The 12,201-nt window shown below is 67.7% G+C and carries 9 protein-coding genes and 1 pseudogene; 6 read left to right on the forward strand and 4 right to left on the reverse strand.

Features of this window, described 5'->3' with window-relative positions:
* The first annotated feature begins 115 nt into the window (after positions 1-115).
* Entirely contained in the window at positions 116-805 is a 690-nt protein-coding gene (locus ISP25_RS14670; RefSeq protein WP_404614919.1) for a GNAT family N-acetyltransferase, read from the forward strand.
* A 16-nt stretch (positions 806-821) separates the two neighbouring features.
* Here ISP25_RS14670 and thrC read toward each other — a convergent pair whose 3' ends face one another.
* The 3 genes from thrC to ISP25_RS14685 all read right to left on the reverse strand — a co-directional run bounded on the left by thrC (position 822) and on the right by ISP25_RS14685 (position 4,666).
* On the reverse strand, positions 822-2,132 hold the full coding sequence (gene thrC, locus ISP25_RS14675; protein ID WP_404614921.1) for a threonine synthase: 1,311 nt from the start codon (positions 2,130-2,132) through the stop codon (positions 822-824).
* A 387-nt stretch (positions 2,133-2,519) separates the two neighbouring features.
* The gene (locus tag ISP25_RS14680) at positions 2,520-3,488 is read right to left on the reverse strand and encodes a homoserine kinase (protein WP_404616321.1); all 969 of its coding nucleotides are present in this window, start codon (positions 3,486-3,488) and stop codon (positions 2,520-2,522) included.
* Between the two features lie 26 nt (positions 3,489-3,514).
* A complete protein-coding gene (locus ISP25_RS14685) occupies positions 3,515-4,666 on the reverse strand; it encodes a homoserine dehydrogenase family protein (RefSeq protein WP_404614923.1) in 1,152 nt (383 codons plus the stop codon).
* 443 nt (positions 4,667-5,109) lie between these two features.
* Between ISP25_RS14685 and ISP25_RS14690 the strand changes: the two genes are divergently transcribed.
* The 4 genes and pseudogenes from ISP25_RS14690 (at position 5,110) to ISP25_RS14705 (ending at position 7,780) form a co-directional block, all read left to right on the forward strand.
* The gene (locus tag ISP25_RS14690) at positions 5,110-5,478 is read left to right on the forward strand and encodes a nuclear transport factor 2 family protein (protein WP_404614925.1); all 369 of its coding nucleotides are present in this window, start codon (positions 5,110-5,112) and stop codon (positions 5,476-5,478) included.
* Positions 5,479-5,529: 51 nt separating this feature from the next.
* Positions 5,530-6,363 (forward strand): alpha/beta fold hydrolase, encoded by an 834-nt coding sequence (locus tag ISP25_RS14695; protein ID WP_404614927.1) that lies wholly within the window; start codon positions 5,530-5,532, stop codon positions 6,361-6,363.
* A 33-nt stretch (positions 6,364-6,396) separates the two neighbouring features.
* Positions 6,397-7,218, forward strand: a complete 822-nt coding sequence (locus tag ISP25_RS14700; protein ID WP_404614929.1) for a helix-turn-helix domain-containing protein — start codon at positions 6,397-6,399, stop codon at positions 7,216-7,218.
* Positions 7,219-7,344: 126 nt separating this feature from the next.
* A pseudogene (locus ISP25_RS14705) lies at positions 7,345-7,780 on the forward strand (pyrimidine dimer DNA glycosylase/endonuclease V).
* Between the two features lie 6 nt (positions 7,781-7,786).
* Here the strand turns inward: ISP25_RS14705 and ISP25_RS14710 are convergent.
* On the reverse strand, positions 7,787-9,781 hold the full coding sequence (locus ISP25_RS14710) for a bifunctional 2',3'-cyclic-nucleotide 2'-phosphodiesterase/3'-nucleotidase (RefSeq protein ID WP_404614931.1): 1,995 nt from the start codon (positions 9,779-9,781) through the stop codon (positions 7,787-7,789).
* Between the two features lie 162 nt (positions 9,782-9,943).
* On the opposite strand from ISP25_RS14710, the gene ISP25_RS14715 reads away from it, so the two are divergent.
* Positions 9,944-12,187: an NADP-dependent isocitrate dehydrogenase gene (locus ISP25_RS14715; RefSeq protein ID WP_404614933.1), complete on the forward strand. Its 2,244-nt coding sequence runs from the start codon at positions 9,944-9,946 to the stop codon at positions 12,185-12,187.
* Positions 12,188-12,201: the final 14 nt, after the last annotated feature.

The raw sequence follows: 12,201 nt of genomic DNA on the forward strand, positions 1-12,201 counted from the left end.
AGAGGGTGGCGGCAGACGTGAGAGGGTTCGGTCGGAGCGAAGCGCGGCGGTATCACTGAACCCTCGCCCTCGACCCCTTTCCCAGAGAGAAGGGGAGAAATCTGCTGGAGGACACGTGGAACCGCTAGACCGCCCCGTCTGGACCAGCCTGATCACCCTGCATGCCGGCCTCGCGCTGGGCGATGCGCTGGCGAAGTGCTACCTGCCGGAGGTCAACCGCTTCGCTTCCGCGCGCGACGACAGCGACGAGGCGCTTGCGGCATTGGCCGTGCTGGTGCGGCCGGCCGCTCCGGTGTTCGTGCTGCAGGTGCCGGAGATACGTATCCCGCCCGGGCTGGTCGCGAGCAAGACCGCCAAGGGCGTGCAGATGGTGGCCGCCGCACCGCTCGCTGCAGAGGCCGGCCCGGACGAAGTGCTGTCGCTGGGCGACGCGGATGCGCCGGAGATGCTGGCGCTGGCCACGCTCACCCAACCCGGACCGTTCCTGCGCCAGACCCACCGGATGGGGCAATTCGTCGGCATCCGCATCGATGGCCGGCTTGCCGCGATGGCCGGTGAGCGTTTCCGTTTCCCCGGACATACCGAAGTCAGCGGCGTGTGCACGCATCCGGATTTCCGGGGGCGCGGGCTGGCGGGACGCCTGTCCCGCCACGTTGCAGCCAGCATCGCCGCGCGCGGCGACACTGCCTTCCTGCATGCGTGGAAAACCAACACGGCAGCGATCCGCCTCTACGAAAAACTGGGCTTCCGCCTGCGTTGCGAAGTGAACGTAGCGGTGCTGCAGTGCGAGGCCGGGCTTGCCTGATTCCGCCCGGCCGATATCAGGCCCGCTCGAGCAACCAATGTTTCAATGCCTCGTCGGTTACGGACAACGGCTCTGCGCTGGCCGAACGTTGCAGCATCGCCGCGAGTGCCGGCGGTACATCGACGGCGCGGCCGATTAGCGGCTCCACCACCTGCTCGAACTTCGCCGGATGCGCGGTGGCGACCACGGCCCACGGCCTGTCGTCGCCCTGATCGCGCAGGCGGTCGAGCAGGTGCATGGCGGTGGCGGTGTGCGGGCAGAATGTTTCGCCATGTTCGCTCGCATGCAGGGTGATGGTGCGGCGGATGGTGGCATCGTCCATGCTTTCAGCATGCAGTGTGCGGCGCAGTGCCATGTCGTCGCCGAAGGTCCAGCGCAGGCGTTCGAAATTGCTGGGTGCGCCCACGTCCATCGCATTGGCCAGCGTGGCAACGGCTTCGCGTGGCGCGTAGTCGCCGCCGGCGAAAAATTCGGGCAACGTAGCGTTGGCATTGCAGGCCAGCCGGACCTCGCCCAGCGGCAGGCCCATCGCGCGCACCCACAGGCAGGCCAGCGCGTTGCCGAGGTTGCCGGTGGGCACGAGGAAGTTCAGCGGTTCGCCGTGTTTGCGCCAGAAGCCGAGCGCCGCATGCGCGTAGTAGCTCATCTGCGGCAACAAACGACCGAGGCTGATGCTGTTGGCGGAACTGAGCGGCACGGCGCGTTGCAGCTCGGTGTCGTTCAGCGCGGCCTTCACCATGCGCTGGCAATCGTCGAAGCGCCCCGCCACGCGCAGCGCCTGAACGTTGTCGCCGAAGCAGCCAAGCTGATGCGCCTGTCGCGGCGAGACGAGGCCGTCGGGATACAGGATCGTCACGCGCACATTTGGCTGGCGATGGAACGCCGCACCCACCGCTGCGCCGGTGTCGCCCGAAGTGGCGACCAGGATGGTGAGCGGTCGATCATCCGCGCGCGGAAGCCGACGCAGACAGGCGGCGAGGAAGCGCGCACCCACGTCCTTGAATGCCGCCGTAGGTCCATGGAACAACTCCAGCACGTGCGCATCGCCATACGGCAACGGACGCAACGGCACCGCGAAATCCAGCGCCTCGGCGCAGATCGCCGGAAGTTCGCCAGCCAATGCATCCCCCGCGAAGAATGGCGCAAGCAAGGTAGCGGCGGTGTCGGCCAATGAGCCCCGCGGATCGAAATCCGCCGGAGCCAGCGTCGGCAATCGCTCCGGCACATACAGGCCGCCATCCGGCGCCAGCCCTGCGGCAACGGCTTCGCTCAAGCTGGCGGATGGCGCACGACTGCGCGTACTGAGATAACGCAACGAATTACTCATGACCCGAATTCCCCAGGCGCGATGCTTGGTCGCCCTCGGTTTCCAGATACGGCGTGGGGTGGCCGGTGTGCAGGACGTGTCGCCGAGCGTGGTTCCAACTTCCTCGACACAACCTGCTCGTAGTTCCGGCGGATTGAACCAGGCCATTTCTCAGGGTTACTTCTCTTGACTCCGCGCATCCTGCCCTCCGCCCTTCGGGCCGGCTTCGCCGTTCGCCACCGCTCCTGTGGTGGCGTAAGGCCAGCAAAGAGAAGTAGCTCGGGCGCCGGCAGGCGACCGAAAGGCCGCCGCAGGCGAGCCAAGCTGCAGAAGCGAGAGACTGTCGCGAGCACCCGCCCTTCACCCCAACCCTCTCCCCGAAGGGGAGAGGGAGATAAAACGCGCGCTTCATGCGGCCACTCCATCGTCCACCAACGTCGCCGCCGGTCCGTCAATCGGCGCAACGAACACATCACTCTCCAACCCTACTTCCGCGAACGCCGCCCGCATCGCCACGGCAGCCGCTTCTGCTTCAGCGCGATGCTCGAACCAACCGAACACGCTGGGGCCGCCACCGGAAATGCTGGCCCCCAACGCACGATGATCAAGCGCGGCCTGCTTCACGCGCCCGAAGTTCGGCACCAGCGGCGCCCGCCGCGGTTCCACCAGCACATCCTTCAAGCCATCGCGCACCAACGTGGCATCACCCTGATAGCATCCGGCCAGGAGCAGCGAAAGATTCGCACTCTGCGCCACGAACTCGCCCAGCACGTAATGGCCCGCCAGCGCCGCGCGCGCCTTGCGCGTCTCCAGCACGAAATGCGGATGCACCAGCGCGCAATGCCAGTCGGAGGGCACCGGCACGCGCAGTACGCGGTCATGTGTCGCCAGCACCAGGCCGCCGAGCAATTGCGGACCCACGTTGTCGCCGTGGCGGCCGCCGCTGGCCACCGCCTCGCCATCCATCGCGAAGCCGTACAGCGATTCGCGTGGCAGCGGCGTGTCCAGCAGCGCGTTCGCCGCCACCAGCGCGGCCACGCAGGAGGCCGCCGAGCCGGCCATGCCCGAACCCAGCGCGATGCCCTTGTGCAGCACGATCTCGAAGCCGTGGTGCAGGCCCAGTGCCTTGCGTAGCGCGAGCAGGGCGGCGCCGGCGGTGTTGTGCTGCGCATCGAGCGGAAGCTCATGCTCGGTGCCGTGGATCGCCCCGATGCGCACGACGGGTTCGTCGATGCGGCGTACTTCGGCGCGGTCGCCGGCGCCCGCCATGCTGTGGCCGAGGATGTCGAAGCCCACGCCGACGTTGCCGACGCAGGCGGGCGCGAACGCGGCGGCACGGGTGCGGCGATGGGCTGGACGGGAGGTCGAGGGCTTCATGGCTTCCTGCAACAGGGTAGGGGCGTTCATGCGCGCGGCTCCAGCGATTCGGCGATGCGCAGCAGGTCGGCGAACACGCCGGCCGCGGTCACTTCCGGTCCGGCGCCGGGGCCTTGCACGAGCAGGGGATTGTCGCAGTAACGGCGCGTGCGGAATTGCACCACGTTGTCGGTGAGCCGCGTGTGCGCGAACGGATGCGAGGCGGGCAGCACCTCCAGTCGCACGCTGGCGCGGCCATGGCGGTCGAGGCTGGCGACGTGGCGCAGCACGCCGCCGCAGGTCTGCGCCTCGGCGAGTTTCGCGGCCATTGGCGCGTCGAGTTCGTGCAGGCGCTGCATGAATTCATCCACGGGCAGCGTCGCCAGCGCAGGCGGCACCAGGCTTTCCACCGCCACCTGTTCCAGCGACAGCGGACGGCCAGCCTCGCGCGCGAGGATCACCAGCTTGCGCGCCACGTCGAGGCCGGAGAGGTCCTCGCGCGGATCAGGTTCGGTATAGCCGAGCGCGTGTGCCTCGCGCAGCAGCACGGAGAACGGCTGGCTGCCGTCGTGCCGGTTGCACAGCCAGGCCAGGGTGCCGGAAAACATGCCCTCGATACCCAGCAGTTCGTCGCCGGTGTCGAGCAGGTCGCGCAGGGTCTGCACCACCGGCAGCCCCGCGCAGACGGTGGCTTCGTAGCGGAAGCGCGCGCCGCTGGCGCAGGCGGCGCGGATCGCCTGCCAGCGTTCCAGCGGACCGCTGCCGGCCAGTTTGTTCGGCGTCACCACGTGCAGGCCGGCGGCCAGCCAGTGCGGGTAGTGCGCGGCGACCGCTTCGCTGGCGCTGCAGTCGATCAGCAGTGCGTGGCGGTCGTCGTTGCCGCGCACGTGGGCAGCGAATGCATCCAGGTCGTTCGGCCGCCAGATCTGCGCGCCGGCGTGGCGGCCGTTGAGTTCGGCGTCGTCGCAGTCCAGCCACATGCGCTTGCTGGCCACCACACCGCAGAGTTTCAGCTCCAACGCATGGTCGCGCGCCAGTCTCGGCTGCGCGCTGCGCAGCTGCTCCAGCAGTGCCCCGCCGACCCGGCCGGGACCGATCACGCCGACCGCCAGCGTGCGCCGCCCGGTGGTGCCGGCACGCGGCATCGCCAGCGGAGGCAACGCATGGTGGGGGACTTGCTCGATGGCACAATTGATCACGACGGCCTCTCCGTTGGAGGCCCGTCCTGTCTGGCGTGTCGGTGTGTGCCGGCCCGCCTCGTCGAGGGCGGGCCGTTGCGTGGGAAAAATCAGCTACGCACGACGCTCCGCCCGGACCGGGTACCGGTACCGGTGGTAATCGTGGTGGTAATGGTGCTGGCGATGTCGCCCGCGCGCGACGTCATGCGGCCGGCGGAAACCGGGACGTAGCGCATGCGTGCGGGTGCGGAAAGCGGCGACATGGCATCGACACTAAGCCCTATGTTGCACTGCAGTCAATAGGTGCATCTGCAACTGTTCCGCCGCCATCGTCAACGGCGTGCGGTCGCTGCCAGCCGTCGCGGCGACGGCTTCGACCTTCCCGTTTTCGATTACCTGCCAGGTAATCGCCTTGCCGCGGCAGCGACCGCAAGCTGTGCCCACACCCACCACGGAGCACAGCCATGAGCGCCACCCGCGAACTGATCGAAAACTACATCCGCAGCTGGAACGAGACCGATCCGCTGCGTCGTCGCGTGCTGATCGAGCGCGTCTACGCCGAGCACGTGACCTACACCGACCCGATGGCGCAGGTGCGTGGCTGGGAAGGTATCGACGCCACCATCGCCGCGGTGCAAGGCATGTTTCCCGGCCACCGCTTCGCCCTTGCCGGCGCGGTGGACGCGCATCACGACCTGGCCCGCTTCCAGTGGCAGCTGAGCGCCCCGGGCGACGACGAACCGCTGGTGATCGGTTTCGACGTGGCGGAACTGGACGAGGGCCGCGTGCGCCGCGTCCACGGCTTCCTGGACAAGGTGCCGCAGGCGGCCTGAACCGGCCGCGCCGCACCTGTCTCCCCCCATCCCCCTTTGCCGGAGTACACCATGAGCCATTTCACCACCACCGACGGCACGCAGCTGTTCTACCGCGACTGCGGCCGCGGCCAGCCCATCGTGTTCGTCGCTTCCTGGGCGCTGGATTCGCGCGCCTGGGGTCCGTACATGCTGCATTTCCAGGAACTCGGCTATCGCTGTATCGCACTGGACCGGCGCGGCCACGGCCGTTCGGACGATCCCGGCCACGGCTACCGGCTGGACCGCCTCGCCGACGATCTGGCGGAACTGCTCGAACACCTGGACCTGCGCGACGTCAGCTTGGTTGCGCACTCGATGGCCAGCGGCGAAGCCACACGCTACCTCGCGCGGCACGGCCGTGGACGCGTCGCCCGCGCGGTCTTCCTTGCACCGACCGCGCCCAGCTACGTCGAGGGCAGCCGCGAGCCGTGGAGCATGGACGAGCCCACCACCGCGGCCGTGCTCGCCGCGATTCGCCGCGATCTGGCGTACTGGCTGACCGACAACGCGAACGACTTTTTCCTGCCCGCCGAAACCGGGACCACGCCGGAATACATGCAGTACACCATCGACATGATCTGCGGCGTTTCGCTGCAGGCGCTGGTGGAATGCTTCCGCGCCAAGCGCGTGGACTTGCGCGAGGAGTTGCGCAACTTGCCGGTGCCGCTGCTGGTGATCCACGGCAATCGCGATGTGAGCGAGCCGGTGCAGCAGGGACGCGCCACCGCGGCGATGGTGCCGGACGGCCGGTTCCTGGAGTACGACGGCGCCCCGCACGGGTTCTACCACACGCATTACGAGCGGCTGGTGGCCGACATCCACGCATTCCTGCGCGAGGCCGGAGTCATGCCTCGTGCTGCCTGACCATCGGCCACCGACCACTGGCATCATCGCCGCATGAACGTTCAGACCATCGACGCCGACCGCCCCGTCGGCGACCTGCTGCGAGAGTGGCGCCGCCATCGGCGCCTCTCTCAACTCGAACTCGCCACCGGTGCGGAACTCTCCACCCGACACCTCAGCTTCGTCGAGTCCGGCCGTGCGCTACCCAGCCGCGACATGATCCTGCGACTGGCCGAATACCTCGACGTGCCGCTGCGCGAACGCAACGCTCTGCTGGTCGCCGCGGGCTTTGCGCCCGCGTTCCGCCAGCGCACCTTGGACGATCCCGCGCTTGCCGCGGCACGCGCCACCATCGATCTGTTGCTGAAGGGGCTGGAGCCCTATCCGGCACTGGCAGTCGACCGCTATTGGCAGCTCGTCGCCAGCAACCAGGCGACCCTACGCCTGCTTGGTGGCGTGGCGCCCATGTTGCTGGAGCCGCCGATCAACGTGCTTCGCCTGAGCCTGCACCCCGCCGGACTCGCGCCGCGCATCTGCAATCTGGGTCAATGGCGCGCCCACCTGTTGCACCGCCTGCGCCAGCAGATCGATGCCAGCAACGACCCCGTGCTCATCGCGTTACTGCGCGAACTGCAAGCCATGCCGGCTCCGGAGGGTGCCGGCGAGGTGGATGTGCAGACGTCCATCGCCGTACCCATGCAGCTGGAGCTGGATGGCCAGCTGCTCTCCATGCTCAGTACCACCACGGTGTTCGGCACGCCGGTCGACATTACCCTGGCTGAGCTGGCGCTGGAGGCCTTCGTGCCTGCCGATGCGCCGACGGCGGAGTGTCTGCGGCGCATGGCGGAGTCGCACGAACCCGCCGTGTCGCCCTGAGCGGAGGACCGTCCGCCAGCGTGAACTGCCTGCGCCATGCACGGACAGATCGGATCGCAGCCTTGCGGCGCACGTGGCATCCTGCGTCGCCATTGGCTCGTCGTTTCCGGGCCATGGGACCCCGTCATGCGCTTGTGGTCGCTGCATCCGCGTTACCTGGACGCCAAGGGTCTGGTGGCCCTGTGGCGCGAGGCCTTGCTGGCGCGCGGTATTGCGTGGCGCCACGCGCGGCTACCGCCACCATCCGCAGCTCGACCGGTTTCGCGAGCATCCGGCGCCGCGGCAGGCGATCAATGCCTACCTCGCCGCGGTTTACGCCGAGGCGCAGGCGCGTGGCTATCGCTTCGACCGCGGCCGCTTCGGTCCGGTGCGCGGGGAAGTGGCCATGCTGCCGTTGAACGACGGCCAGCTCGACCTGGAATGGCGGCACTTGCTCGCCAAGCTGGCGCTGCGCGATCCGGCGCGGCATGCGTGCTGGCAGGGGCTGGCCCGACCGGACTGCCACCCGTTGTTTCGCCTGCGGCGCGGCCCGGTGGCGGCGTGGGAGCGCGCCATCGGCTAGCGCGTCTTAATGCGACAGGTCGATCGCGTAGGTGGCCGTGCCGTCGCCGTGATCCTTCAACGCGCGGATGTTGTCGAGGCCGTCGGTTTCGGCGATTGCCTGCTTGCCGCTGGCGCTGGTGAACACCACCGGACCCGCGGTCCTGAGCTTCGCGAAGCGCCAGGAGCGGGCGGGCAGGTCGCGCATGCCGATGTCGCGATGCTGCTGCAGCCAGCGCGCCACGATCTCGCGCGTGCCGTCGGGCGCTGCAAGCACGATGTTGCTGCCGTCCAGGCCCGGGAAGCGGCCGCCGCCGCTGGCGCGGTAGTTGTTGGTTACCACGACGAAGGGCTGGTCGGGTTTCACCGGCTTGCCATCGAATGTCAGCGACACGATGCGCTGGCCCGCCGGCTTGGCCACGTCGATGACGTAGTGGATACCGCCCTGGAGCTGGTCGAAGTTGAAGCCGGGGAAATGGCCGTTGATCAGCGGCTGCGCATCGGTCTTTGCCGGATCAATGCGATTGAAGCGCGTGGCGGATTCTTCCAGCCATGCCTTCACTCCCGCGCCGTCGATCTTCACCGCGGCGAGCGTGTTCGGATAGAAGTACAGGTCGGCCGCGCTGCGCAAGGTGAGCGGGCCGGGCGCCACATCGGTGTAATCGTCCGGGCCGCCGAAGCCGGTGCGGAACGCGGCGGCGGCGGAAAGCACCGGCACATTTGCAAGTTCCGGATGCAGGCGCGGCAGCTCGGTGCGCACGTAGTCGCGCTGCGCTGCATTGACCACTGCCAGTGCCGTCATGTCGCCCTGGTCGGCGAAGTAGCTGCTCATGCGTATGCGGCTGGCGCCGATCGGCGTGTTCACGTAGGCCACCGCGGCCTGCTGCACCGTCGCCACCAGCGGCGCGATGGCGGGGTCGGCCGCCACGCAGCTGGCGGCATCGCCGGGCTTGCTGCAGATCGGGCGTACTTCGCTGTGCGTCTGGCGCTTGTCGATGGTCCAGCGGCCATCGCGGCGATCCAGCGCCAGTTCGATCACGCCGAGATCCTTGCCGAAGAAGCCGCCCATCACTGCCGGCACGCCGCGCACGAAGCCGCGCACGGCATCCACGTCCTGCATGTGGGCGAAGCGCGGGCCGGGGAATTCGGTATGCGAATGGCCGAGCAGAAGCACGTCGATGCCGGGCACGCCGGCGAGATGCCAGCCGGCGTTCTCCATCGCTGGCGTGTACGGCGCGGTATCGAGGCCGCCGTGCACGACCGCCACCACCAGGTCCGGATGCTGCGCCTGGATCTGTGGCAGGTATTTCTTTGCCGCTTCCACCACGCCGTCCACGGTGACCTTGCCGGCGAGATTTTGCTTGTCCCACTGCATGATCGGTGGCGGGGTGAAGCCGATGATCGCCACGCGCAGCGGCACATTCTCCGTCTTGCCGCCAGGCAGCTGCACGGCGATGGGTTTGCTGACGATCGTCCACGGCTTGAAGATCGGCGCGCCGTCGCGCGCGCTGTCCACGTTCGCCAGCACCAGCGGAAAATGCGGGTCGGCGCAATGCTGCTGCGCGCCGCCATCCACGTTCATCGGCGTGCCGGTGACCTGCGAGAGCCAGCCCAGGCCGTAGTTGAACTCGTGGTTGCCGATGGTGCCGCCGTCGTAGCCCACCGCGTCCATCGCCCGGTAGATCGCCAGTTCCCGGTCGCAGGGCATTTTCTGTACCTGCGCCTGCCAGTCGGCCAACACGGTGCCCTGGATGGTGTCGCCGCTGTCGAACAGGAAGTTGTTCGGGAACTGCTTGCGCGCCTGCTCGATCAGCGTGGCGGTGCGCTCGAAGCCCAGCGTGGGGTCGGCCTTCTGCTTGTAATAGTCGTAGCTGAGGACGTTGGAGTGGATGTCGGTGGTTTCCAGGATCGCCACCGTGGCGCGCGCACCGTCTGGCAACGTCGATGCCTGCAGCGGTTGCAGGGCGCACGCGGTGAGCAGGGCGGTGGCAAGGAGCGCGGGCGTGGTGCGGTGTGGCGACATGGCGGGATCGGATGGATACGGGAATTCGCCAAGCTAACAGATCGATATGACGGGCGCGCCCCCGCAAGAGGACGCATCGTGCTTTGCCGCCCGCGCGGGAAATCGCGACAATGGCCCGCTGGCTTCGCGCCATCCCTCCTCGCCGTCAGAGAGTCGCCGACCATGTCCGATACGCCGAAGATCATCTACACCCTCACCGACGAAGCGCCGTACCTTGCCACGGCGTCGCTGCTGCCCATCGTGGAGGCGTTCGCCGCCACCGCCGGCATCGCGGTGGAAACGCGCGACATCTCGCTGGCTGGGCGCATTCTCGCGCAGTTCCCGGATCGCCTGAAGGACGGGCAAAAGATCGGCGACCACCTCGCCGAACTGGGCAAGCTCGCCACTACGCCGGATGCCAACATCATCAAGCTGCCGAACATCAGCGCCTCGGTGCCGCAGCTCAAGGCCGCGATCAAGGAGCTGCAGTCGCAGGGCTATGCGTTGCCGGATTACCCGGACGTGCCGCAGAACGATGCGGAGAAGGACGCCAAGGCGCGCTACGACAAGGTGAAGGGCAGCGCGGTGAATCCGGTGCTGCGCGAAGGCAATTCCGACCGACGCGCGCCGCTCTCGGTGAAGAACTATGCGCGCAAGCATCCGCACAAGATGGGCGCATGGAGCGCGGATTCGCAGACCCATGTGTCGCACATGGATGGCGGCGATTTCTACGGCAGCGAAAAGTCCGTAGTGGTGGACGCGCCGGCCACGGTGAAGATCGAGTGGTTCGGCAAGGACGGCTCCAGCAAGCTGCTGAAGGAGAAGGTGACGCTGAAGGCCGGCGAGATCCTCGACGCCGCGGTGATGAGCCGCAAGGCGCTGGCCAGTTTCATCGATGCACAGGTCGCCGACGCCAAGGCGCAGGGCGTGCTGTTCTCGGTGCACCTCAAGGCGACCATGATGAAGGTGTCCGACCCCATCATGTTCGGCGTAGTGGTGAACGAGTTCTACAAGGACGTGATCGCGAAGCACGCCGACGTGCTGAAGCAGGCGGGCTTCGATGCCAACAACGGCATCGGCGACCTGTACGCGCGCCTCGGCAGCCTGCCGGCGGAGACGCAGGCGGCGATCAAGGCTGACATCGCCGCCGAATACGCGCAGCGCCCGGCGCTGGCGATGGTGAATTCCGACAAGGGCATCACCAACCTGCACGTGCCCAGCGACGTCATCATCGACGCCTCGATGCCGGCGATGATCCGCGACTCCGGCAAGATGTGGAACGCCGAAGGCAAGCAGCAGGACTGCAAGGCCATCATCCCCGATCGCAGCTACGCGGGCGTATACGCGGCCACCATCGCCGACTGCAAGGCGCACGGCGCGTTCGATCCCGCGACCATGGGCAGCGTGCCCAACGTGGGCCTGATGGCACAGGCCGCCGAGGAATACGGTTCGCACGACAAGACCTTTCAGATCGCCGCCGACGGCGTGGTGAAGGTGACCGACGAAGCCGGCAAGGTGCTGCACGAACACGCGGTGGAAGCCGGTGACATCTGGCGCGCCTGCCAGACCAAGGATGCGCCGATCCAGGATTGGGTGAAGCTCGCGGTGTCGCGTGCGCGCCTCAGCGACACGCCGGCAGTGTTCTGGCTCGATCCGCAGCGCGCGCACGACCGCGAGATCATCAAGAAGGTCGAGCGCTACCTCAAGGACCATGACACCAGCGGCCTCGACGGCAAGCCGCTTCAAATCAGCATCCTCGACCCGGTGGCGGCGACCAAGTTCTCGCTGGAGCGCATCCGCAAGGGCCAGGACACCATCTCGGTGACCGGCAACGTGCTGCGCGACTACCTCACCGACCTGTTCCCGATCATGGAGCTGGGCACCAGCGCCAAGATGCTTTCCATCGTGCCGCTGATGGCCGGTGGTGGCCTGTTCGAGACCGGCGCCGGCGGCTCCGCACCCAAGCACGTGCAGCAGTTCCTCGAAGAGGACTACCTGCGTTGGGACTCGTTGGGCGAATTCCTGGCCCTGCAGGCGTCGCTGGAGTTCGTGGGCGACAAGACCGGCGACGCGCGCGTGAAAGTGCTGGCGAAGACGTTGGATGAGGCCAACGGCAAGGTGCTGGACAACGACCGCTCGCCCGCCCGCAAGGTCGGTGAGCTGGACAACCGCGGCAGCCATTTCTACCTCGCCCTGTACTGGGCGCAGGCACTGGCCGCGCAGGACAATCACGCGGAACTGAAGGCGAAGTTCGCGCCGCTGGCGAAGATCCTCACCGAGAACGAGGCGAAGATCGTTGGCGAGCTCAACGGAGCGCAGGGCAAGCCGGTGGACATCCATGGCTACTACCACCCGGACCTGGATCTCATCGGCAAGGCGATGCGCCCGAGTGCGACCTTCAACGGCGCTCTGGCGACGCTGAAGTAATCCGATGCCGCCAA

The sequence above is a fragment of the Rhodanobacter hydrolyticus genome (assembly GCF_044904645.1).